This window comes from Rathayibacter sp. AY1C5 (assembly GCF_002931705.1).
GTDB lineage: Bacteria > Actinomycetota > Actinomycetes > Actinomycetales > Microbacteriaceae > Rathayibacter.
Map to the genome: position 1 here is coordinate 169579 of NZ_PSWD01000005.1, position 23453 is coordinate 193031.

Genomic DNA, 23453 nt, shown 5'->3' on the forward strand with positions numbered 1-23453 from the left:
GGCTCCGAGACTGAGGATGACGATGAGCGAGTTCACCAAGGCCCCGGGCCTGGTCCTCCTGCCCGCGATCGACGTGGCGGGCGGCAGGGCCGTGCGGCTCACGCAGGGCGAGGCCGGGACCGAGACCAACTACGGCGACCCGATCGACGCCGCGGGCGACTGGGCCGACCAGGGCGCGGAGTGGATCCACCTCGTCGACCTCGACGCCGCCTTCGGCCGCGGCGACAACCACGGCATCATGAAGAAGGTCATCCGGCAGGTGAAGGGCGTCAACGTCGAGCTCTCCGGCGGGATCCGCGACGACCGCAGCCTCGAGTCCGCGCTGAGCGCCGGCGCGAAGCGCATCAACCTCGGCACCGCGGCGCTCGAGAACCCCGAGTGGGCCGCGAGCGTCATCGCGCAGTACGGCGACCAGATCGCCGTCGGGCTCGACGTCCGGGGCACCACGCTCGCCGCGCGCGGCTGGACCAAGGAGGGCGGCGACCTCTGGCAGGTCCTCGACCGCCTGGAGGAGGCCGGCTGCACCCGCTACGTCGTCACCGACGTCACGAAGGACGGCACGCTCAAGGGCCCGAACCTCGAGCTCCTCGAGCAGGTCATGGCCCGCACCCATCGCCCCGTGATCGCCTCGGGCGGCATCTCGAACCTCGACGACATCGCCGCTCTGCGCGACCTCGTGCCCCAGGGGCTCGAGGGCGCGATCGTCGGCAAGGCGCTGTACGCGGGCGCGTTCACGCTCGCGGAGGCCCTGGATGTCGCATCCGAGTGAGCCCCGCCCGCTCCCGGCGCATCTGACCGACTCCGCCGGCACTCCCTGGGCGGGCCGGCACTTCGAGCCGAGCGCAGCACCGGAGGACGACGGGAGCGCCCCGGAGGCGCTGGTCGCCGCGCTCGAGTCCTTCACCCGCGGCATTCGCGGCCCGGAGGCCGTGGTCGACGCGCTCCGCACGTCCCGCCTGCTCATCCCTCTGGTCGCCCGCCTCGGCGAGGAGGCCGAGGGGGTCGGGGGACTCCGGGCGGACAAGACGCAGGAGCTCGCGATCGTCACGGTCGCCGGACCCGACGGCCGCACGGTGCTCCCCGTCTTCAGCGGCGTCGAGAGCATGCGCCGGTGGGACCCGGCCGCCCGTCCCGTCCCTGTCGACGGGCGCCGCGCGGCCCTGGCGGCCGTCGCGGAGGGCACCGAGGTGATGGTCCTCGACCCCGCGTCCGAGCGGGCGTTCGCGGTCCGGCGCCCGGCGCTCTGGGCGATCGCGGAGGGCGGCGACTGGCGGCCGGCCCCCGCCGATGCGGAGGTGCTCCGGGCTCTGCGCGCGGCTGCGGAGGGGGAGCGGGCGGTCGCCTCGCTCGAGGTGCGCGCGGGAGATCCGGAGCAGCGCCTGGCGGGGCCCGAGCTCGTGGTGGTCCTGAGCCTGCGCCCGGGGCTCGATCAGGACGCGCTCGGCGCCCTCGTCGCGCGCCTGGGGGAGCGGTGGGCGGCCGACGAGACCGTCGCGCAGCGCGTCGACTCGATGACGCTGCAGCTCGCCGCCGCCCGCTGACTCCCGATCAGGTGACCGGGCCGGTCCACTTCTCGCCCGGGCCCTTGCCGATCGGGTCGGCTATCGGGGACGCCTCACGGAACGCGAGCTGGAGGGTGCGGAGGCCGTCGCGCAGGCTCCGGGCGTGCATGTCGCTGATGTCGGGCGCCCCGGCCGTGACCAGGCCCGCGAGCGCGTTGATGAGCTTGCGCGCCTCGTCGAGGTCGACCTGCGCTCCGGGCTCGTCGGCGAGCCCGCACTTGACGGCGGCCGCGCTCATCAGGTGCACGGCGGCGGTGGTGATGATCTCCACCGCCGGGACCTCCGCGATGTCGCGCGCGGCCTCCACGTCGGAGGCTCCGCCGTCCTCGCCGAATCGTCGCGTGTAGTCGTCGTCGTACTGGGCCATGGGTCCTTCGTTCGTCGTCCGTGGTGGAGGGGCGCGGCCGCCGCAGCAGAGGATCGAGGGGCGGCCGGATCCGCTCTGTCGGGCGGGCCGCCGGTCTGCTATGGTTGTCCGGGCTCCGAGGCATGTCCTCGGTTCGAAAGTGGAGATTCTCCCACCCGCGCTTGACCGCTTCACAAGGTTACCGGGTCAGAAGCACTCCGCCCCCGAGGGTCGTCAGACCACCGGAGGCAGGGCTGCGGCTCTCGAGGTCCGCCTCGGGAACCGCGTCACAGGGTGCGAGCGCCGTGCTGCAGGCACGACGTGGACGGGACGATCACCTCTCTCGGGTGCGCTGGAGAAGACTCCGGCAGCGCAGCTGCACTCACCGAGATCAGAGGAGAAACGCAATCAGCGATCCCCGTACCAACGACCGTATCCGCGTCCCCGAGGTCCGCCTCGTGGGTCCCGCAGGAGAACAGGTCGGCGTCGTCAAGATCGAGGTCGCCCTGCGACTCGCGCAGGACGCAGACCTGGACCTGGTCGAGGTCGCCCCCAACTCCAAGCCGCCCGTGGCCAAGATCATGGACTACGGGAAGTTCAAGTACGAGCAGGCTCAGAAGCTCAAGGAAGCCCGTCGCAACCAGGCGAACACGATCCTCAAGGAGGTCCGTTTCCGCCTGAAGATCGACAAGCACGACTACGAGACCAAGCGCAAGCGCGCCGAGGGCTTCCTCAAGGCCGGCGACAAGGTCAAGGCGATGATCCTCTTCCGCGGTCGCGAGCAGTCGCGCCCCGAGATGGGCGTCCGCCTGCTCCAGCGCTTCGCGGAGGACGTCGCCGAGTTCGGCCAGGTCGAGTCCACCCCGACCATCGACGGTCGCAACATGGTGATGGTCATCGGCCCGCTGAAGAACAAGTCCGAGGCGAAGGCCGAGGCCAATGCGGTCCGCGCCGCTCGTCGCGAGGCCAACACCCCCGAGGACACGGCCGAGGCCGAGTCCGTCTAGTACTTCGCCGCCCCGGCCTCGGGGCCGGTGGACGCCCCGCTCGCGGGGCACCGGTTTCGCCCCGCCGAGCGCGGAGTGACGTTCACAAGGAGAGAACATGCCCAAGATGAAGACCCACTCGGGTGCCAAGAAGCGCTTCAAGGTGACCGGCTCCGGCAAGGTCATGAAGCAGCAGGCCGGCATGCGCCACAACCTGGAGTCCAAGTCCAGCGTTCGCACGCGCCGCCTCAACCAGGACCAGGTCCTCGCCCCGCAGGACGCCAAGGTCGCCAAGAAGCTTCTCGGTCTGTAGCCCACCGCCGGCGCAGCCCGCTGCGCCGCGTGGTCGCTACTCAGCCGACACGGATCGATAGGAAGAAACAGCAATGGCAAGAGTGAAGAGGGCCGTCAACGCCCACAAGAAGCGTCGCGTCATCCTCGAGCGCGCCTCGGGCTACCGCGGCCAGCGGTCGCGCCTCTACCGCAAGGCGAAGGAGCAGGTCACCCACTCCCTCGTCTACTCGTACCGCGACCGCCGCGCCAAGAAGGGCGAATTCCGTCGTCTCTGGATCCAGCGCATCAACGCCGCGTCCCGCGCGAACGGCCTGACCTACAACCGCTTCATCCAGGGCCTCGCCCTGGCCGGCGTCCAGGTCGACCGCCGCATCCTCGCGGACCTCGCGATCACCGAGCCGGCCACGTTCGCCTCGCTCGTCGCGACCGCGAAGAGCGCGCTGCCCGCCGACACCTCGGCGCCCAAGGCCGCAGCGTAGTCAGCACGGCTTCCCGGAGGGGGTCGCGACCGAGAGGTCGCGGCCCCCTCCGTCGTACGCAGGCCCTCCCGCGCCGTGTCTGCGGGGGCGGCGATCACCGCGCCGATAGGCTCGCCGCATGCTCGACAACCCCCGCTCTCCCCGTGTCCGCTCCGTGGCGAAGCTCACCCGCCGCCCGGCCCGGCTCGAGACGGGGCTCTTCCTCCTCGAGGGCCCGCAGGCACTCTCCGAGGCGCTGCAGTACCGACCGGAGCTGATCGTCGAGTCGTTCGCGACTCCGACCGCTCTGGAGCGGCACCCCGAGATCGTCGCCGCGGCCGCCGAGGCGGAGGTGGAGATCGAGTACGTGACCGAGGACGTCCTCGACGCGATGGCCGACACCGTCACTCCGCAGGGCTTCGTCGCGGTCTGCCGTCAGTTCCCCACGTCGCTCAAGGACGTCGTCGCCTCCGAGCCGCGCCTCGTGGCGGTGCTCGAGGAGGTCCGCGATCCGGGCAATCTCGGCACGATCATCCGTGCCGCCGACGCCGCCGGCGCTGACGCGGTCGTGCTGTCCGGCCGCTCGGTCGACCTCTACAACCCCAAGGTCGTGCGCTCCACGACCGGCTCGCTCTTCCACCTCCCGGTCGCGGTCGGCGCCGACCTCGCCGACGTGCTGGGCCGGCTCCGCGGCGTGGGACTGCGCTCCGTCGCGGCCGACGTGAAGGGGGAGGACCTGCTCGACGTCCGCGCCCGCGGGGACCTCGCCCAGCCGACCGTCTGGGTCTTCGGCAACGAGGCGCGCGGCCTCGAGGACGAGTCGCTCGCCCTCGTCGACGGCGTGGTCGCGGTGCCCATCTACGGGGCGGCGGAGTCGCTCAACCTCGCGACCGCGGCCTCCGTCTGCCTGTACGAGAGCGCCTTCGCGCTGCGTTCCTGAGAGGAACCGGGCCGAGGGTGCTGCGAACCTGGAGAACAGGGCGCGTTGTTACCCTTCGGTTAAGAATTCCCTCATGATTTGACCGGCCCATCCCCGTGTGCTTCTCTGACGGCATGGTCACAGCCCCGCAAGACGAGCGCGCCGCCGCTCCCGCCGGTGAACCCCTCGTCGTCCTCTCCGGGGTGCAGAAGCACTACGGCGACTTCCAGGCTCTGAAGGACATCGATCTGACGGTGCACCGGGGCGAGGTCGTCGTGGTCCTCGGCCCCTCCGGATCCGGCAAGTCGACGCTCTGCCGCACGGTCAACCGGCTCGAGACGATCTCGGGCGGCACCATCACCATCGACGGTCAGAAGCTCCCGGAGGAGGGCAAGGGCCTCGCCGCGCTCCGCGCCGACGTCGGGATGGTCTTCCAGTCGTTCAACCTCTTCGCGCACAAGACGATCCTCGAGAACGTCACCCTCGGCCCGATCAAGGTCCGCGGGCTCTCCCGCAAGGACGCGGAGGCCCAGGCCACGGCGCTGCTCGACCGGGTCGGCGTCGGCCACCAGGCCGCCAAGACCCCGGCCCAGCTCTCCGGCGGGCAGCAGCAGCGCGTCGCGATCGCGCGGGCGCTGGCGATGAAGCCCAAGGTGATGCTGTTCGACGAGCCGACCTCGGCGCTCGACCCCGAGATGATCAACGAGGTCCTGGACGTGATGGTCGGGCTCGCCAAGGACGGGATGACGATGATCGTCGTCACCCACGAGATGGGCTTCGCCCGGAAGGCCGCCGATCGCGTCGTGTTCATGGCCGACGGCGAGATCCTCGAGGACACCGACCCTGAGTCGTTCTTCACCGCGCCCCGCACCGACCGGGCCAAGGACTTCCTCTCCAAGCTCATCACGCACTAGAAGCGCGATCAGCAGCCACCAGGCAGGTCGGACCCGTGACCCGGGAGCCGACCCGACATCGCCCGCTCCGGCGGGCCGAACCCCAGGAAGGACGATCATGCGCACCAGGCTCATGTTCATGACCGCGGGACTCGCGGCAGCGACCCTCGCCCTCGCCGGCTGCTCCGGCGACGCCGGAACCGCCGGCGGCGGCGCCGGTGGAGGCTCCGAGGGAGGGACCTCCGCGTACGAGGTCGCCTCCGACGTCACTCTCGAGGGCAGCCCGACCTTCGACGCGATGACCGCGGACGGCAAGGTCGTCATCGGCGTCAAGGAGGATCAGCCCGGGCTGGGCTACCTCGACGCGGCGACCGGCGAGCGCTCCGGCTTCGACATCGAGATCGCCAAGTGGACCGCCGCCTCGCTCGGCTTCGCGGCCGACGCCATCGAGTTCCAGGCGATCCCGTCGGCCAACCGCGAGGCGTCGATCGTGAACGGCGACATCGACTACTACGTCGGCACCTACTCGATCACCGACAAGCGCAAGGAGCAGGTCGGCTTCGCCGGACCCTACTTCGAGACCGGCCAGCAGCTGCTCGTCGCGGCCGACAACGACACGATCACCGGACCGGACGACCTCACCGCCGACACCACCGTGTGCTCGGCCACCGGCTCCACCCCGATCCAGAACATCCGCACCAACTACCCCGAGGTGAAGACCGAGGAGTTCGACACGTACTCGCAGTGCGTGGACGCCCTCTCCGACGGCACCGTCGACGCCGTCACCACCGACGGCGCGATCCTGATCGGTTACGCCGCTCAGAAGCCCGACGAGCTCAAGGTCGTCGGAGAGCCCTTCAGCACCGAGCTCTACGGCATCGGCCTGCCGAAGGACGACGACGCCCTGCGCCACTTCGTCAACGGCATGCTGACCGACGGCGGCGAGACCTGGAGCGCCATCTACGACGAGACGCTCGGCCAGTCCGGCACGACCGTCACCCAGCCGGCGGTGAACGACTACTAGGAGGCGCCCCGGGCGGCCCGACCGCCGCCCGGGGGTCCCCTCTCCTCGACCACCACCACCGCTCCGACAGAAGGGCCAGCCGCATGGATGTCCTGTTGAACAACCTCGACGTCTACGTCCCGGCCTTCGGCAACACCCTGATCCTCTTCAGCGTCTCGCTCGTGTTCGCCCTGCTGATCGGCACGGTGGTCGGCGCGATGCGCGTCTCGCCCGTCCCGATCGCCCGCGCGGTCGGCACGGTGTACGTGAACACCATCCGGAACACCCCGCTCACGCTGGTGATGTTCTTCTTCGCCTTCGGCTACCCCAAGCTCGACCTGCCGCAGGTGGACTACACGAACCTGGCGATCTGCGCCCTCAGCCTCTACACCGCGACCTACGTCGCGGAGGTGCTGCGGTCGGGCATCAACACCGTGCCGATCGGCCAGGCCGAGGCGGCCCGCGCGATCGGCCTCGACTTCGGCCTCACGATGACGCAGGTCGTCCTGCCCCAGGCCTTCCGCTCCGTGATCCCGCCGCTCATGAGCGTCCTGATCGCGCTGCTGAAGAACACCACCGTCGCCGCCGGCTTCTCGGTCGCGGAGGCGGGCACCATCGTCCGCGTGCTCAACGAGCGCGGCGAGAACAGCCTCATCGTCGTCCTCTGGGTGGCCCTGGTCTTCGTGGTCCTGGTCACCCTGCTCTCGCTCGTCCAACGTCAGCTCGAGAAGAAGTGGAGGGTCGCCCGATGAGCTCCGTCCTCTTCGACAACCCCGGCCCCCGGGCCGTCGTGCGCAACCTCGTCATCGGCGTCGTCGTCGTCCTGCTGATCGCGGCGTTCCTCGGCTTCGTGGTCTGGCGCTTCGCGGAGTCCGGCCAGTTCGACGCCTCCAAGTGGCGCGCGTTCGGCTACCCGCTGGTCTGGCAGAGCATCGGCGGCGCCCTCGGCCGCACGCTCGCGGCCTTCGCCACGGCGGGCGTCGCCAGCCTCGTCCTCGGCCTCCTCCTGGCGATCGGCCGGCTCTCGGACCGGCGCTGGATCAACGTCCCCGTCACGCTCTTCATCGAGCTGTTCCGGGCGATCCCCGTCCTGATCCTGATGATGCTGATGTACTACGGCCTGCCGTTCGCGGGCCTCAAGCTCAGCCCCTACCTCGCCGTCGTCATCGCCCTGACCCTCTACAACGGCTCCGTCTTCTCCGAGATCTTCCGCGCCGGCATCGAAGCCCTCCCGCGAGGACAGAAGGAGGCGGGCTACGCGATCGGCCTGCGCAAGTCCGGCGTGATGCGGCTCATCCTGTTCCCCCAGGCGATCCGCTCGATGCTGCCCGTGATCATCGCCCAGCTCGTCGTCGCCCTCAAGGACACGGCGCTCGGCTCGATCATCACCTACAACGAGCTGCTGTACTACGCGCGCTACCTGGGCAACCAGTCGAGCCTCGACAGCCCGATCATCCCGGCGGCGATCGTCATCGGAGCGATCTACATCGGCATCTGCCTCCTCCTCTCGGGGCTGGCGAAGTGGATCGAGATCCGCACGAAGAGCGGCGGACGCGGCGGCCGCACCATCGGCGGCCACCCCGCAGCCCGCGCGCAGACGGACACGCAGCTGATCGCTGTGCAGGATTGAACTGTGAGGATCGCCCGAGGGCGATCCTCACCGCGGTCGGCTTCCTGACGGGGTCGGGTTCCGCAGAGCGTCCTGCGTCCGGCTAGGAGGAATCGCTCGCACGCGATTCGTCCGTTCGCCTCGAGGGTCCGGCGATCGCTCAGCGCATCGAGCGGTGGTGCTCCGCTCCGGCGTCGTCGACGCGGAGGCGGTGGTGATCGGGGAGTCGCGATCGGTCCGGGCGTCTTCCCGTCCGGCGGCGCCCAGCTTCCTTCCGGTCGAGCAGCCTCCGACCCCGGCGTAGCGAGAACCCGCCCCTGCTGGTCGAGCAGCGCCGGTGGCGGGGCTTCGAGGGCCGTCGGCGCAGATGGGGGCCTGGCCGCGGGCGAGCGCGACGAGCACCGCGCGCGGGCGGCGGGAGGGGGCGGAGGCCCTCGCCTACACTGGGGGATCGTGTCAGACAGCAACCCGATCACCGATGAGGCCGTCTCCGCGGCGGTCGCCGACGCCCTCGCCGCCATCGGCGCGGCGGGCGACTCCACCGCTCTGAAGTCCGCCCGAGCCGCCCACCTCGGCGAGGGGTCCGCCCTCGCCCGCCTCAACGCGCAGATGCGCTCCGTCCCGCCCGAGCACAAGGCGGCGTCCGGCAAGCTCGTCGGCGGTGCCCGCAAGCAGGTGGGCGACGCCTACGCCGCCCGCGAGGCCGAGCTCGTCGAGGCCGAGGACGCGGCCGCGCTCGAGGCCGAGCGCGTGGACGTCACCGCCGGCGCCAGCTTCGTGCGCCGCGGCGCCCGCCACCCCCTCTCGCTGCTCCAGGAGTCGATCGCCGACGTGTTCGTCGGGATGGGCTGGGAGATCGCGGAGGGGCCGGAGCTCGAGAACGAGTGGTTCAACTTCGACGCCCTGAACTTCGACGAGGACCACCCGGCCCGAGCCATGCAGGACACCTTCTTCGTCGACCCCGTCGACTCGCACCTGGTGCTGCGCACGCACACCTCGCCGGTGCAGATCCGCTCGATGCTCGAGCGCCCGCTGCCGCTCTACGTGATCGCTCCCGGACGGGTGTACCGCACCGACGAGCTCGACGCGACGCACACGCCCGTGTTCACGCAGTTCGAGGGTCTCGCCGTCGACCGCGGCCTGACCATGGCGCACCTGCGGGGCACCCTCGAGCACGTCGCGCGGATCCTCTTCGGCGACGACGCGCGCATTCGCCTGCGCCCGAACTACTTCCCCTTCACCGAGCCCAGCGCCGAGCTGGACGTCTGGCACCCGACCTTCGTCGGCGGTGCCCGCTGGATCGAGTGGGGCGGCTGCGGCATGGTCAATCCGAACGTGCTGCGCGCGGCCGGGATCGACCCGGAGGAGTACTCCGGGTTCGCCTTCGGCATGGGGATCGAGCGGACCCTGATGTTCCGCAACGACGTGAAGGACATGCGCGACATGGTCGAGGGCGACGTCCGCTTCAGCGAGCAGTACGGGATGGTGATCTGATGCGCATCCCGCTGAGCTGGCTGGGGGAGTACGTCGACCTCGAGCAGGACGTCACGACGGAGTCCGTGCACGCGGCCCTGGTGTCGGTCGGCCTGGAGGAGGAGGACGTCCACCGCTTCGAGGTGACCGGCCCCGTCGTCGTCGGCGAGGTGCTCGACCTCGCTCCGGAGCCGCAGAAGAACGGCAAGACCATCAACTGGTGCCACGTCCGCGTGGCCCCGGAGGGCGGGCGTGCCGCCGACGGCGGAGAGGACGTCCGCGGCATCGTCTGCGGAGCCCACAACTTCGCGGCCGGCGACAAGGTCGTCGTGTCACTGCCGGGCGCGGTCCTGCCCGGGCCGTTCCCGATCTCCGCGCGGAAGACCTACGGGCACGTGTCCGACGGGATGATCGCCTCGAGCCGCGAGCTCGGCCTCGGGGACGACCACGACGGCATCCTCCGCCTCGCCTCGCTCGGGCTCGACCCGGAGCCGGGCACGGACGCCGTCGCGCTCCTCGGTCTCGACGACGCCGCGGTCGAGGTCAACGTGACGCCCGACCGCGGCTACGCCTTCTCGATCCGCGGCATCGCCCGCGAGTACGCCCACGCCACCGGAGCCGCCTTCCGCGACCCCGCTCGGGCGCTCCCTCCGCACGAGCGCACGGAGACGGCCCCCGTCTTCCCCGTGTCCGTGGCCGACGAGGCGCCGATCCGCGGCCGTGTCGGCGCCTCCGTGTTCGTCACGCGCGTCGTTCGGGGCGTCGACGTCTCACGACCGACGCCGCCGTGGATGCTCGCGCGACTGCGACTGGCCGGCGTCCGCTCGATCTCGCTCGTCGTGGACATCACCAACTACGTGATGTTCGAGCTGGGCCAGCCGCTGCACGGCTACGACCTGGCGACCCTGCAGGGCGGCATCGTGGTGCGCCGCGCCGCACCGGGGGAGACCCTCGAGACGCTCGACGGCCAGACCCGGCGCCTGCACGCGGAGGACCTCGTCATCGCCGACGACGGCGGGGCGATCGGCCTCGCCGGAGTGATGGGGGGCGCGCGCACCGAGATCTCGGACGCCACGTCCGACGTCCTGCTCGAGGCGGCGAACTTCGACCCGGTCTCGATCGCCCGGACGGCTCGCCGGCACAAGCTGCCGAGCGAGGCGTCGCGGCGCTTCGAGCGCGGCGTCGACCCCGAGGTGGCCTCGGTCGCCGCGGCCCGCGCGGTGCAGCTGCTCGTGGAGCTCGCCGGCGGCACGGCGGACGAGCTCGGCTCGGTCCTGGCCGACCCGCGCACGGCGGAGCCGGTCGAGCTGCCGGACGGCTACGTCGCAGGCCTCATCGGCGTGGAGTACACCCCGGAGGAGATCCGCGGCGCGCTCGTCGAGATCGGCGCCTCCGTCGAGGCCGGCGGAGCGGGCCTGCTGGTGACTCCGCCGAGCTGGCGCCCCGACCTCGTCGACCGCGCCTCGCTCGCGGAGGAGGTCGCCCGCATCACCGGGTACGACCGCATCCCGGCGATCCTGCCCGTCGCGCCTCCCGGCCGCGGGCTGACCCCGGGCCAGCGGCTGCGCCGCACCCTCGCCCAGGCGCTCGCCGCCGCGGGCCTGACCGAGGTGCTCTCGTACCCGTTCCTCTCGCGCTCGATCAACGACCGGCTCGGCTCGGTCGACGGGGAGCCGCAGGAGCAGATCACGCTCGCCAACCCGCTCGACGCGACCGCGGGCCAGCTGCGGATCTCTCTGCTGCCGGGTCTCGTGCAGGTCGCGGCCCGCAACCGCTCGCGCGGCCTGACGGATCTCGCGGTCTACGAGCTCGGCTCCGTCTTCCTCCCGGTTGCCGGCCGCCCGTTCGGCTCGGGGGCGCTCCCTGCGGGCGGGACGCGTCCGTCCGCGGAGGTCGAGGCCGAGCTGAACGCGGGCATTCCGCCGCAGCCGCGGCACCTCGCGGCGCTGCTCACGGGTGCCGCCGTCGTGCGCCAGCCCGGTGTCGCCGGGCGTGACGTCGACTGGCGCGACGCCCTCGACGTGGTCCGCGAGGTCGCCGCGGCGACCGGCACCGAGCTCGTGCTGCGCCAGGGGGCCCACGCCGCGCTGCACCCGGGCCGCACCGCCGAGGTCGTGCTCGACGGCGCGGTCATCGGGCACGCGGGGGAGCTGCTCCCGGCGCTCGCCGAGGAGCTCGACCTCCCGCGCCGCGTCGCCGTGGTCGAGCTCGACCTCGAGCCGCTGCTCGCGCGGGCCGGGAGGGTCGTCGTGGCCCGTCCGGTGGGCGCGCTGCCCGCCGCGACCCAGGACCTCTCGCTCGTCGTGCCGGTCGGCATCGCGGCAGCCGACGTGCGCGCCGCCGTCGCCGAGGGGGCGGGCGAGCTGCTCGAGGCGATCCGCCTGGTCGACGACTACCGCGGCACCGGGCTCGCCGAGGGGACGAAGTCGCTGACGTTCGCGCTGCGCTTCCGCGCGCCGGACCGCACGCTCACCGCGGCCGAGGCGACGGCCGCGAAGGAGAACGGCGTGGCCGTGGCGGCGGAGCGCTTCGGCGTCCGACTCCGCGAGTGAGGCCGGGGGTCCCGTCCGGCTCGGCCGGGCGGGGCCCCGCACCCGCACCGGCTAGGCTCTCGGGCATGACTTTCTCCGTGGCGGTGGCCGGTGCGAGCGGCTACGCGGGCGGCGAGCTGCTGCGACTGCTCGCCGACCACCCCGAGTTCGAGGTGCGCACGGTGACGGCGCACGCCAACGCGGGTCAGCCCCTCATCGCCGTGCACCCGCACCTCCGCTCGCTCCGCGACCTCGTCCTCGTCGACACGACGACCGGGAACCTCGCCGGGCACGACGTCGTCTTCCTCGCCCTCCCGCACGGGAAGTCGGGCGAGATCACCGCGACCCTGCCCGAGGACGTCCTCGTCGTCGACTGCGGCGCCGACCACCGCTTGACCGACCCGCAGGACTGGGCCGACTTCTACGGGGGCGACTTCGCCGGGGCCTGGCCCTACGGGCTCCCGGAGCTGCTGATCGGCGGCGGCGGACGCAAGCAGCGCGAGGCGCTCGCCGGAGTGCGGCGCATCGCCGTCCCCGGCTGCAACGTCACGGCGATCACGCTCGGCCTGGCCCCCGGCCTGCACGCCGGAGTGATCGAGTCGTCGGACCTCGTCGCGGTCCTCGCCGTCGGACCCTCGGGTGCGGGCAAGAGCCTGCGGATCGACCTCCTCGCCAGCGAGCTCCTCGGCTCCGCGCACGCCTACGGCCTCGGCGGAGCGCACCGCCACAATCCCGAGATCCGGCAGAACCTCCTGCTCGCCGGAGCCGGACCCGTCTCGATCTCGTTCACCCCGGTCCTCGTGCCGATGTCCCGGGGCATCCTGGCGACCTCGACCGCGCGCCTCGCTCCCGGCGTCTCCGCGCAGGACGTGCGCGCCGCGTGGGAGACCGCCTACGGCGACGAGACCTTCGTCCAGCTGCTCCCGGAGGGCTCCTTCCCCCGGACGGCCGACGTGGTGGGGGCGAACACCGCTCTGATCGGACTCGCCGTGGACGAGCGGGCCCGCCGCGTCGTGGTCGTCTCGGCCATCGACAACCTGGTCAAGGGCACCGCGGGCGCGGCCGTCCAGTCCACCAACATCGCCCTGGGACTCCCGGAGTCCCTCGGCCTGAGCGTGAACGGAGTCGCGCCGTGAGCGTCACCGCAGCAGCAGGGTTCCGGGCGGCCGGAGTCGTCGCCGGGCTGAAGTCGACCGGAACGCGCGACGTCGCGCTCGTGCAGAACCTCGGCCCGCTGCAGAGCGCCGCCGCGGTCTTCACGAGCAACCGCTGCAAGGCGAACCCCGTCCTCTGGAGCGAGCAGGTGATGCGCGACGGCGTCGTCTCGGCGATCGTCCTCAACTCCGGCGGCGCCAACTGCTACACGGGTGCTCAGGGCTTCCAGGTCACCCACCGCACCGCGGAGCTCGTGGGCGAGAGCCTCGAGGTGTCCGCCGGCGACGTGCTGGTGTGCTCCACCGGGCTGATCGGCGACCAGCTCGACCTCGCGAAGCTCACCGCCGGCGTGACCGGTGCCTCCGCCGAGCTCGCCGGGGGACCCGAGGCGGGCGAGGCGGCCGCCCGCGCGATCATGACCACCGACACGGTCCCGAAGCAGGCGGTGGTCCGTTCCGAGCAGGGCTGGAGCATCGGCGGCATGGCCAAGGGCGCCGGGATGCTCGCGCCGGGTCTGGCGACGATGCTGGTCGTGATCACGACCGACGCGGCCCTCGAGTCCGCCGCTCTCGACACCGCCCTGCGTGCCGCGACCCGCGTCACCTTCGACCGCCTCGACTCGGACGGCTGCATGTCGACGAACGACACCGTCGCACTGCTCGCGAGCGGCGCCAGCGGCGTCGAGGCCGACGCCGACGAGTTCACCGCGGCCCTGACCGCGGTCTGCCGCGACCTCACCCTGCAGCTGCAGGCGGATGCGGAGGGCGCCGCCCACGACGTCGCGATCCGCGTGCTGAACGCCGCGACCGAGGACGAGGCCGTGGTCGTCGCCCGCGCCGTCTCCCGCAGCAACCTGTTCAAGGCCGCGATCTTCGGCAAGGATCCCAACTGGGGCCGCGTCCTCGCCGCCGTGGGCACGACCGATGCGCAGTTCGACCCGTACGGCATCGACGTCGCGATGAACGGGGTGCAGGTCTGCCTCGCGGGCGAGCCGCACGAGAGCCGCGACCTCGTCGACCTCGCCCCTCGGGAGGTCGCCGTCGACATCGACCTGCACGCCGGCGACGCGACGGCCACGATCTGGACCAACGACCTCACGCACGACTACGTGCACGAGAACTCCGCGTACTCGAGCTGAGGCGGCCATGAGCGACGACACCACTCTCTCGGCCGAGAGCCGCGCCGAGCGCGACGCCGCGCCCGGGAAGGCCGCGACGCTCATCGAGTCGCTGCCCTGGCTGCAGAGCTTCCACGGGCGCACGATGGTGATCAAGTTCGGCGGCAACGCGATGGTGTCGGAGGAGCTGCAGCGCTCCTTCGCCCAGGACATGGTCTACCTGCGCTACGCCGGGATCCGCCCCGTGGTCGTCCACGGCGGCGGGCCGCAGATCTCGCGGATGCTCGACCGGCTCGGGATCGAGAGCGAGTTCCGGGGCGGCTACCGGGTCACGAGCCCCGAGGCGATGGAGGTGGTGCGGATGGTGCTCACCGGCAGCATCAGCCGCGACATCGTCCGCCGGATCAACGAGCACGGCCCCCTCGCCGCCGGCATCTCCGGTGAGGACGCGGGCCTCTTCGTCGGCCGCCGCCGCGGTGTCGTGATCGACGGCGAGGAGCACGACCTCGGACTCGTCGGAGACGTGATCGCTGTGGACCCCGCCGCCGTCCTCGCTCAGCTCGAGGCCGGCCGGATCCCGGTCGTGTCCTCGATCGCCCCCGATTCGGACGACCCCACGCAGTCGCTGAACGTCAACGCCGACGCCGCCGCCGCCGCGCTGGCCGTCGCGCTCGGCGCCGAGAAGCTCGTCGTCCTCACCGACGTGGCCGGCCTCTACTCCGACTGGCCCGACCGCGAGTCGCTCGTCTCGCACATCCGCTCGGACGACCTCGCGGCTCTGCTGCCCTCGCTCGAATCGGGCATGATCCCCAAGATGACCGCCTGCCTCGACGCCGTGCGCGGGGGAGTGCCCAAGGCCGCCATCATCGACGGCCGCATCCCGCACTCGATCCTGCTCGAGGTGTTCACCTCGGAGGGCATCGGCACCGAGGTCGTCGCCTCGCTCGACCCCCGCGACCGGGAGCGAATGTCGGGCCGCTGATCCTCAGCGGCCCCGGCTCCGAGCGCCCGTCCCGTCCGGGACGCGCGCACCGTCGGCCCTCGCGGCCGGACCGCTCCGATCGAAAGGCCACCATGTCCACCCCCACGACCGCGTCCCGCACCGGCTCGGCGCGCGACCGCTACTCCGCCGCGATGATGCAGACCTTCGCGCCGCCGCTCGCCGTGCTCGAGCGCGGCGAGGGCTGCCGGGTCTGGGACGTCGACGGGCGGGAGTACCTCGACTTCCTCGGCGGCATCGCCGTCAACTCGCTCGGCCATGCGCATCCCGTGTTCGTCGAGGCCGTGACGCGCCAGGCCGGTGCGCTCGCCCACGTCTCCAACTACTTCGCGACCGCCCCGCAGATCGAGCTCGCCGAGACCCTGCGCCGCCTCACCGGGGCCGGGGAGACGGGCCGCGTCTACTTCGCCAACTCGGGCACCGAGGCCAACGAGGCGGCCTTCAAGCTGGCGCGGCTGAACGCGGCCGGCGGCCGGCACCGCGTCGTGGCGCTGCAGAACGCGTTCCACGGGCGGACGATGGGCGCGCTCGCTCTGACCGGCAAGGCGGCCATGCGCGCGCCGTTCGAGCCGATGCCGGGAGGGGTCGAGCACCTCGAGGCGAGCATCGAGGCCCTCGAGGCGGCTCTCGACGAGTCCGTCGCCGCGCTGATCGTCGAGCCCATCCAGGGGGAGGCGGGCGTCATCCCGCTGCCGGCCGGCTACCTCGAGCGCGCGCGGGAGCTCACCCGCGAGCACGGCGCGCTGCTCATCGTCGACGAGATCCAGACCGGGGTCGGGCGGACCGGACGCTGGTTCGCCTACCAGGAGGCGGGGATCCTGCCCGACGCCGTCACCCTGGCCAAGGGGCTCGGCGGAGGCTTCCCCGTCGGAGCGCTGGTGACCTTCGGCGAGGCGTCCGACCTCCTGCAGAAGGGCCACCACGGCAGCACCTTCGGCGGCAATCCGCTCGCGACCGCCGTGGCCGGAGCCGTGCTCGCCGAGATCGAGCGCGCCGACCTTCTCGGCAACGCGCGGGAGCGCGGGGCGCAGATCGTCGACGCGCTGACCGCTCTCGACTCGCCCCTGATCGGAGGGGTCCGCGGCGCGGGCCTCCTCCTGGGCATCGCCCTGACCCGGCCGGTCGCCGCCGAGCTCGCCGCCGCCTGCCTCGACGCCGGCCTGATCGTGAACGCGGCGAACGACTCGAGCATCCGGCTCGCGCCTCCGCTCGTGGTGACCGCCGCCGACGTCGCCGAGTTCGCCGAGCGCTTCGGCCGCGCACTGCAGACCCTCTGACCCCGTACCTCCACCGAAAGCGACCAGCACCGTGACCCGCCACTTCCTCCGCGACGACGACATCACTCCCGCCGAGCAGGCCGAGATCCTCGACCTCGCCCTCGAGCTCAAGCGCGACCGCTTCTCCCGGAAGCCCCTCGCCGGGCCGCAGACCGTCGCCGTGATCTTCGACAAGTCCTCCACGCGCACCCGTGTCTCCTTCGCGGTCGGCATCGCCGATCTCGGCGGGAGCCCCCTGATCATCTCGACCGCGAGCAGCCAGCTCGGCGGCAAGGAGACCGCCTCCGACACGGCGCGGGTCCTGGAGCGCCAGGTCGCCGCCATCGTGTGGCGCACCTACGCGCAGTCGGGCCTGGAGGAGATGGCGCGCAGCACGCGCGTGCCGGTCGTCAACGCGCTCTCGGACGAGTTCCACCCGTGCCAGCTCCTCGCCGACCTGCTGACCATCCGCGAGCACCGCGGTCACCTCGCGGGACTCACGCTCACGTTCTTCGGGGACGGAGCGAGCAACATGGCGCACTCGTACCTCCTGGCGGGGGCCACGGCCGGCATGCACGTCCGCATCGTCTCCCCGGAGTCGTACTCGCCGGACGCGGCGGTCCTGGCCGATGCGCAGCGCATCGCCGCGACTACCGGCGGATCGGCGATCACCACGACCGACCCCGACGAGGGCGCGGCCGGCTCCGACATCGTGATCACGGACACGTGGGTGTCGATGGGCAAGGAGGACGAGAAGGCGGCGCGCGTCGCGACCTTCGGTGCCTACCGGGTCGACGCCGCCACGATGGCCGCTGCCGCTCCCGACGCGCTGTTCCTGCACTGCCTGCCCGCGGACCGCGGCTACGAGGTGACCGCCGACGTGATCGACGGCCCGCAGAGCGTGATCTGGGACGAGGCGGAGAACCGCCTGCACGCGCAGAAGGCCCTGCTCGTGTGGCTCCTGGAGCGCGCCGGCACCGCCGACGCCGCTCAGTAGACTCGACAGCCGAACCCGAGGAGAACCATGACGGAACGACCCTCCGCCCGCGCGGGCGAGGCCGGAGCCCTGTGGGGCGGCCGCTTCGCCGGCGGCCCCTCGCCCGAGCTCGCCGCGCTCTCGAGGTCGACCCACTTCGACTGGCAGCTCGCCCCCTACGACCTCGCCGGCTCCCGCGCCCACGCCCGGGCGCTCGCCGGAGCGGGCTACCTCGACGACGCCGAGCTCACCGCGATGCTCGCGGCGCTCGACCGGCTCGAGGCTGCCGTCACCGACGGGAGCTTCACCGCCGACGAGTCCGACGAGGACGTGCACGGCGCCCTCGAGCGCGGCCTGATGCTCGAAGCCGGTCCCGAGCTCGGCGGCAAGCTCCGCGCGGGGCGCTCGCGCAACGACCAGATCGCCACCTTCGTCCGGATGTACCTCCGCGACCACGCGGCGCTCGTCTCGGAGCTGGTGGTGCAGCTCATCGACGCCCTCGCCGCGCAGGCGTCGGCGCACCCGACGGCGATCATGCCCGGGCGCACCCACCTCCAGCACGCTCAGCCCGTGCTCCTCGCGCACCATCTGCTCGCCCACGGCTGGGCGCTGCTGCGCGATCTGGAGCGCCTGCGGGACTGGGCCGTCCGGGCGGACGTCTCGCCCTACGGCTCGGGCGCCCTCGCCGGCTCGACCCTCGGCCTCGACGCCGAGGCGGTCGCCCGCGATCTCGGCTTCGCGTCGAGCGTGCCGAACTCGATCGACGGGACGGCCAGCCGCGACCTCGTCGCCGAGTTCGCCTTCGTCACCGCCATGATCGGGATCGACGTCTCGCGCATCGCGGAGGAGGTCATCCTCTGGAACACGCGGGAGTTCGCCTTCGTCACGCTCGACGACGGCTACTCGACCGGGTCCTCGATCATGCCGCAGAAGAAGAACCCCGACATCGCCGAGCTCGCCCGGGGGAAGTCCGGCCGCTTGATCGGCAACCTCACCGGGCTGCTCGCGACCCTCAAGGCGCTGCCGCTCGCCTACAACCGCGACCTGCAGGAGGACAAGGAGCCGGTCTTCGACTCGGTGACGACCCTCGAGGTGCTGCTGCCCGCGTTCAGCGGCATGATCGCGACCCTCACCTTCCACACCGACCGGATGGCGGAGCTCGCGCCCCAGGGCTTCTCCCTCGCGACCGACGTGGCCGAGTGGCTCGTGAAGAAGCACGTGCCCTTCCGGGACGCCCACGAGATCACCGGTGAGCTGGTCAAGCTAGCGGAGTCGCAGGGGAGGGGGCTCGAGGATCTCGACGACACCGCGCTCGCCTCGGTGTCGCCGCTGCTCACTCCAGACGTGCGGTCCGTCCTCAGCATCGAGGGATCGGTGGCGAGCCGGGACGGTGTCGGCGGCACGGCTCCCGACCGCGTCGCGGAGCAGCTCGCCCGGCTGACCGAGCGCGTCCGGGTCGTGCGCGGATCCCTCCGAGGGGAACGCCCGTGACTCTTCGAGGAGCGCCGGGCGACGACGGCCGTCCGCCGCTGCGCCCCTGGCAGCAGCGGACTCTGGTGCTCGTCGCCGCAGTCGTGATCGTCGCGGTGATCGTGATCACCCTCGTGTCGGGCCAGAGCTTCTTCTGAGCGCCGACCTCCCCGACCTCGCGCGCTCGGCCCTCGAGGTGGCACCGGAGCTGCTCGGCCGCGTCCTCCTGCACCGCACGCCGGAGGGCGTGGTCGGCGTCCGGCTGACCGAGGTCGAGGCGTACCTCGGAACCGGTGAGGATCCGGGCTCGCATGCGCACCGCGGACCGACACCCCGGACGGCTCCCATGTTCGGTCCGCCCGGGTCCGTGTACGCGTACTTCACCTACGGGATGCACACCTGCGTGAACATCGTCTGCTCCCCGGCGGGCACGGCGTCGGCGGTGCTGCTGCGCGCCGGCGAGGTCGTATCGGGGGAGGATTTCGCGATGATCCGGCGCGGACCCGTTCGCAGCCGGGATCTGGCCCGCGGACCCGCACGGCTGGCGAAGGCCCTCGGAGTCCGTCTCACCGAGTCGGGCGACCCACTCGAGGCGGCGTTCGAGCTGCTGCCGGGGGAGAGGCCGTCCTCCGTGGCGGCGGGCCCGCGCACCGGCGTCTCGGGCCCGGGCGGCGGGGACGACTTCCCGTGGCGCTTCAGCATCCCGGGCGACCCCACCGTCTCGCCCTACCGGAGAGCAGTGCCCCGGCGGCGGCCCGGAGCTCAGCCCGCGAGGTAGAGCCGGGCGAGAACGCCGAGAGCCGCCGCCCAGGCGAGGCTCGCCAGCGTGCCGATGATGAACCGCTCGCGCGCCTCCGGGGAGGCGAGCTCGCTGAAGCGGCCGACGCCCTTGATCGCCACCACGACCGCGATCCCCTCGGGGAGACCGCTCATCAGTGCGCCGGCCGTCGCGATCCGCTCGAGGACCCCGATCGTCGTCCCCCCGCGCAGCACCTCGATCGGCTGGCCGATCGCCGAGGGCGCGCTCCCGGCGGCGGGGCGGGAGGTTCCGGCGACCATGATGCCGCCGTGGCTGCCGCTGCGGGAGTCGGCCGTCGCGAGCCGGAGGGTGAGCAGCACGACCGGCCCGCCGCCCGCGATCGCCAGCGCGAAGGCCAGCACCGCCACCAGGACGGAGTGGATCGGGGGCGCGGACGGTCCGGCGACCGCCGTGAGCAGGAAGGCGGCGGCCGCCGCCACGAGGGGGATCCAGGCGAGCTGCGGACGGCGAAGGCGCACGGCGAGCACCGCACCGGCGAGTCCGGCGAGCAGCACGAGCACCACGCCCGTCCACGAGGCGGACTGCAGCGCGGAGGCGAGGAGCAGGGCGGGGGATCCGGGGGGTGCCGTCATCGGGGTGTCCTCTCGTCGGTGGGGTCGAGCGTACGGTCGACCACTGTCAGCAGGCGCGCGAGCGCGTCACGGGCGGGAGCGTCGACTCGAGCACTCGCCGCGCGGACCCGGAGGCTGACCGCCTGCGGGCTGACGGCGAGGCGCTCGGCCGCATCCTTCTGGGAGAGGCCGCTCTCGAGCAGGTCGACGATCTGCCAGCCGGCCTCGGAGCGCGCGTCGCGCAGCAGGAGGAGCGGATCGATCAGCGCCTGGACGTCCGCCGGTGCCGGCGCCGCCGTTCCCGGTGCGTCCGGATCGAGGGAGAAGCGCGTCGGCCGGCCCTTCGCCGCCTCGACCGCCCGGCGCGCCGCGAAGTACGCCTCCCCGGTCGCCGCTCTCGTGGTCGCGGGGAGTGGCCGGTCGACGGGGCCGATCCCGAGGCCGATGCTCCAGTGGCCGGTCCGGTGCAGCTCGAGCACGAGCGCGACGACGGCATCGGCCCGGTCGAGCACGCACTGGAACTCGTCGCCCGCCGTCCGCTCCGGGGGCAGGACGAACGACGCCCGACCGTCGTCGATCAGGCTCGCGATCGCCTGGTCCACGCGGTCGTGGTCGTGCCTGCTGTCGCGCTGATCCGCGGTGATGACGAACATCGGACCTCCTCGATCAAGTATCGGCACTTGATCGCCCCGGATCAAGCCTGTGCGCTTGACTCCCGGAGACCGGCTCCTTCCCGCCGCGGTAGCCTGGTCGGGTGATCGACCAGCACCTCCCCGGGTCCGCGACGAGCCCGCGGCTCGACCCCGCCTTCGACTCCGTGTGGGACGAGCTGGTCTGGCGAGGCTCGGTGCACGTGTCGACCGATGCGGGAGCGTTGCGCGAGCTGCTGTCGGGGGAGCCGATCACCTACTACTGCGGGTTCGACCCGACCGCGCCCAGCCTCCACCTCGGGAACCTGGTGCAGCTGATCGTCATGCGCCGGCTCCAGCTGGCCGGGCATCGGCCGCTCGGGCTCGTCGGCGGCTCGACCGGGCTGATCGGGGATCCGCGTCCGACGGCCGAGCGGACGCTGAACTCGCGCGAGACGGTGACGGCGTGGGTCGAGCGCCTCCAGGCGCAGGTGTCCCGGTTCGTTCCCGCGGGCGGCGACAACGGGCTGCGCCTGGTCAACAACCTCGACTGGACCGCTCCGCTGTCGGCGATCGACTTCCTGCGGGAGATCGGGAAGCACTTCCGTGTGGGGACGATGCTCAAGAAGGACGCGGTCAGCGCCCGCCTCAACTCCGACGCGGGGATCAGCTACACCGAGTTCAGCTACCAGATCCTGCAGGGACTCGACTACCTGGAGCTCTACCGGCAGTACGGGTGCGTCCTGCAGACCGGCGGCAGCGACCAGTGGGGCAACCTGACGAGCGGGACCGACCTGATCCACCGCACGGAGGGCGTGTCGGTCCACGCGATCGGCACACCGCTGGTGATGAACTCCGACGGCACCAAGTTCGGCAAGAGCGAGGGCAACGCCGTCTGGCTCGACTCCGAGCTCACCAGCCCGTACGCGTTCTACCAGTTCTGGGTCAACACGGACGACCGTGACGTCGCCGACCGCCTGCGGATCTTCACCTTCCTGCCGCGCACGGAGATCGAGCGCCTGGAGAAGGCCGCTGCCGACGAGCCGTTCCGCCGGGAGGCGCAGCGCGCGCTCGCCTGGGAGGTCACGTCGCTGGTGCACGGAGCGGAGGCGACGCGCTCGGTGATCGACGCCTCGGCCGCGCTCTTCGGCAAGGGCTCGCTCGAGGGGATCGACCCGGTCATCCTCCGCGGCGCACTCGAGGCGGTGCCCTCGATGGAGGCGACCCCGGAGACGCCGGCGCTGCAGGCGTTCGTCGAGACCGGACTCGTCGCCAGCACGGGGGAGGCGCGGCGGGCTCTCGCCCAGGGCGGGCTCTCGGTGAACAACACCGCCCTCCCGTCCGAGACCGTCACGCTCGGCGAGCTCCCGTTGATCGATGGGATCGCCGTCCTCCGTCGCGGCAAGAAGAGCTTCGCCGGGGCCTTCGTCCGCTGACCGCGTGCCCGCTCTCCTCGAGCGGACGCGGATGATGACGGCGTCGGCGGTCTCATCAACACGGTGTCCCGTGTCCCGTGTCCGGTGTCCGGTGTCCGGTAGCCGGTAGCCGGTAGCCGGTAGCCGGTAGCCGGTAGCCGGTAGCCGGTAGCCGGTAGCCGGTAGCCGGTAGCCGGTAGCCGATAGCCGATAGCCGATAGCCGGTAGCCGGTAGCCGGTGTCGGGTACCGAGTCGGACACTCAGCGACGCACGGCCCCTGAATCGCGACACGCCCGGGACGCAGGCGATTTGCCGCTCGGCCGAGGCCCGACGTAATGTAACTCCTCGTCACCCCAAAGGAGCGGCAAGCGGGAGTCAGGCGCGGAGCGTCGAGACCAGCTGGCCCACCTCAAGCGGGGACCATCCCCTCGCTCCCAGGCCTGTTAGAGATTCGTCTCTTGAAGACTGCGGGATCGCGAGCGTAAGATGCAAAGCCTCCACGGGACACGGTCCCGGCTTCGTTGCAAGGCCTCACGGCCGAGCCCGGTGCAGCGGTGCGGTCCTCGATCGTGCAGCGAACACCACGAAGAAGCCGGACTTGACACGGCCTGCGGATGTGCTAAGGTAGTCGAGTTGCCACGGAGGCGATCGGGACTTCGGTCCTGACAAGCCTAACCGGTCTCGGCAAGCAAGACAAATCGAGTGGCTAAAGCCCTCGTACAGCAAACTTCGATCACTTTCGTTGTGAAGCACCGTTCTGGTGTGGAGGCGGGATGTGTCCGATTCTTGAGAACTCAACAGCGTGCACTATGTTCAATGCCAATTTTATACCCCGGCCTTGATCTTCGGATCGGGTTGGGATTCCTTTGGAAATTGATGTCAGCTTCCGGCTTTCGGGTCGGAGAGATGTCTTATTTGCTAGAGGTCAAACTTGACTCTCCTTCTCTTCGGGGTTGGGGGTCGTAATTTTTTTACGGAGAGTTTGATCC

Annotated in this window: 24 protein-coding genes; 21 read left to right on the forward strand and 3 right to left on the reverse strand. The window is 71.8% G+C overall.

The genetic code is table 11. The features are described 5' to 3' along the window. Positions 1-22: 22 nt before the first annotated feature. Positions 23-769 carry a bifunctional 1-(5-phosphoribosyl)-5-((5-phosphoribosylamino)methylideneamino)imidazole-4-carboxamide isomerase/phosphoribosylanthranilate isomerase PriA gene (priA, locus tag C5C57_RS06685; RefSeq protein WP_104224506.1) on the forward strand — a complete coding sequence of 249 codons (747 nt, stop codon included), beginning with the start codon at positions 23-25 and terminating at the stop codon, positions 767-769. After that, positions 753-1541 (forward strand): SseB family protein, encoded by a 789-nt coding sequence (locus C5C57_RS06690; RefSeq protein WP_104247910.1) that lies wholly within the window; start codon positions 753-755, stop codon positions 1539-1541. The genes priA and C5C57_RS06690 overlap by 17 nt, the downstream gene beginning before the upstream one ends. Positions 1542-1548: 7 nt before the next feature. Here the strand turns inward: C5C57_RS06690 and C5C57_RS06695 are convergent, their stop codons facing one another. Further along, positions 1549-1929 (reverse strand): DUF1844 domain-containing protein, encoded by a 381-nt coding sequence (locus tag C5C57_RS06695; protein WP_104313470.1) that lies wholly within the window; start codon positions 1927-1929, stop codon positions 1549-1551. A 437-nt stretch (positions 1930-2366) separates the two neighbouring features. Here C5C57_RS06695 and infC point away from each other — a divergent pair, with 437 nt between their 5' ends. From infC to C5C57_RS06780, 18 genes are all read left to right on the forward strand, one after another. Then, positions 2367-2915: a translation initiation factor IF-3 gene (infC, locus tag C5C57_RS06700; RefSeq protein ID WP_374952931.1), complete on the forward strand. Its 549-nt coding sequence runs from the start codon at positions 2367-2369 to the stop codon at positions 2913-2915. Positions 2916-3012: 97 nt separating this feature from the next. Further along, entirely contained in the window at positions 3013-3207 is a 195-nt protein-coding gene (gene rpmI / locus C5C57_RS06705) for a 50S ribosomal protein L35 (RefSeq protein ID WP_055793295.1), read from the forward strand. 73 nt (positions 3208-3280) lie between these two features. Continuing rightward, positions 3281-3667, forward strand: coding sequence for a 50S ribosomal protein L20 (rplT, locus tag C5C57_RS06710; RefSeq protein WP_104224487.1), 387 nt, complete (start codon positions 3281-3283; stop codon positions 3665-3667). A gap of 118 nt (positions 3668-3785) precedes the next feature. Further along, a complete protein-coding gene (locus tag C5C57_RS06715; RefSeq protein ID WP_104224488.1) occupies positions 3786-4586 on the forward strand; it encodes an RNA methyltransferase in 801 nt (266 codons plus the stop codon). Between the two features lie 113 nt (positions 4587-4699). Then, a complete protein-coding gene (locus C5C57_RS06720; protein ID WP_104224489.1) occupies positions 4700-5479 on the forward strand; it encodes an amino acid ABC transporter ATP-binding protein in 780 nt (259 codons plus the stop codon). A 97-nt stretch (positions 5480-5576) separates the two neighbouring features. Next, entirely contained in the window at positions 5577-6482 is a 906-nt protein-coding gene (locus tag C5C57_RS06725; RefSeq protein WP_181027238.1) for a glutamate ABC transporter substrate-binding protein, read from the forward strand. A gap of 83 nt (positions 6483-6565) precedes the next feature. Continuing rightward, entirely contained in the window at positions 6566-7213 is a 648-nt protein-coding gene (locus tag C5C57_RS06730) for an amino acid ABC transporter permease (protein WP_104224491.1), read from the forward strand. Then, on the forward strand, positions 7210-8091 hold the full coding sequence (locus tag C5C57_RS06735; protein WP_104297448.1) for an amino acid ABC transporter permease: 882 nt from the start codon (positions 7210-7212) through the stop codon (positions 8089-8091). Before C5C57_RS06730 ends, C5C57_RS06735 begins: the two co-directional genes overlap by 4 nt. A gap of 432 nt (positions 8092-8523) precedes the next feature. Then, positions 8524-9564, forward strand: coding sequence for a phenylalanine--tRNA ligase subunit alpha (gene pheS, locus C5C57_RS06740; protein WP_104250188.1), 1041 nt, complete (start codon positions 8524-8526; stop codon positions 9562-9564). Beyond that, positions 9564-12095, forward strand: a complete 2532-nt coding sequence (gene pheT / locus C5C57_RS06745) for a phenylalanine--tRNA ligase subunit beta (protein ID WP_104297449.1) — start codon at positions 9564-9566, stop codon at positions 12093-12095. Before pheS ends, pheT begins: the two co-directional genes overlap by 1 nt. Positions 12096-12160: 65 nt before the next feature. Continuing rightward, positions 12161-13210: an N-acetyl-gamma-glutamyl-phosphate reductase gene (gene argC, locus C5C57_RS06750; protein WP_104297450.1), complete on the forward strand. Its 1050-nt coding sequence runs from the start codon at positions 12161-12163 to the stop codon at positions 13208-13210. Next, the gene (gene argJ, locus C5C57_RS06755; protein ID WP_104297451.1) at positions 13207-14367 is read left to right on the forward strand and encodes a bifunctional glutamate N-acetyltransferase/amino-acid acetyltransferase ArgJ; all 1161 of its coding nucleotides are present in this window, start codon (positions 13207-13209) and stop codon (positions 14365-14367) included. Before argC ends, argJ begins: the two co-directional genes overlap by 4 nt. A 7-nt stretch (positions 14368-14374) precedes the next feature. Then, the gene (gene argB / locus C5C57_RS06760; RefSeq protein ID WP_104224497.1) at positions 14375-15328 is read left to right on the forward strand and encodes an acetylglutamate kinase; all 954 of its coding nucleotides are present in this window, start codon (positions 14375-14377) and stop codon (positions 15326-15328) included. A 92-nt stretch (positions 15329-15420) separates the two neighbouring features. Next, positions 15421-16623, forward strand: coding sequence for an acetylornithine transaminase (locus C5C57_RS06765; RefSeq protein WP_104287940.1), 1203 nt, complete (start codon positions 15421-15423; stop codon positions 16621-16623). A gap of 31 nt (positions 16624-16654) precedes the next feature. Continuing rightward, positions 16655-17599, forward strand: a complete 945-nt coding sequence (argF, locus tag C5C57_RS06770; protein WP_104238645.1) for an ornithine carbamoyltransferase — start codon at positions 16655-16657, stop codon at positions 17597-17599. Between the two features lie 27 nt (positions 17600-17626). Beyond that, complete coding sequence (argH, locus tag C5C57_RS06775; RefSeq protein WP_104297452.1) at positions 17627-19069, forward strand: argininosuccinate lyase; 1443 nt, start codon at positions 17627-17629, stop codon at positions 19067-19069. Beyond that, a complete protein-coding gene (locus tag C5C57_RS18050; protein WP_160034127.1) occupies positions 19066-19206 on the forward strand; it encodes a hypothetical protein in 141 nt (46 codons plus the stop codon). Before argH ends, C5C57_RS18050 begins: the two co-directional genes overlap by 4 nt. Next, positions 19203-19826 carry a DNA-3-methyladenine glycosylase gene (locus C5C57_RS06780; protein WP_104297453.1) on the forward strand — a complete coding sequence of 208 codons (624 nt, stop codon included), beginning with the start codon at positions 19203-19205 and terminating at the stop codon, positions 19824-19826. Before C5C57_RS18050 ends, C5C57_RS06780 begins: the two co-directional genes overlap by 4 nt. Here C5C57_RS06780 and C5C57_RS06785 read toward each other — a convergent pair. Then, on the reverse strand, positions 19811-20440 hold the full coding sequence (locus C5C57_RS06785) for a hypothetical protein (RefSeq protein ID WP_258059401.1): 630 nt from the start codon (positions 20438-20440) through the stop codon (positions 19811-19813). The genes C5C57_RS06780 and C5C57_RS06785 overlap by 16 nt on opposite strands. Then, on the reverse strand, positions 20437-21072 hold the full coding sequence (locus tag C5C57_RS06790) for a DNA-binding protein (protein ID WP_104255580.1): 636 nt from the start codon (positions 21070-21072) through the stop codon (positions 20437-20439). Before C5C57_RS06790 ends, C5C57_RS06785 begins: the two co-directional genes overlap by 4 nt. A gap of 101 nt (positions 21073-21173) precedes the next feature. Here C5C57_RS06790 and tyrS point away from each other — a divergent pair, with 101 nt between their 5' ends. After that, positions 21174-22484 (forward strand): tyrosine--tRNA ligase, encoded by a 1311-nt coding sequence (tyrS, locus tag C5C57_RS06795; RefSeq protein ID WP_104224503.1) that lies wholly within the window; start codon positions 21174-21176, stop codon positions 22482-22484. The last annotated feature ends 969 nt before the right edge of the window (positions 22485-23453 follow it).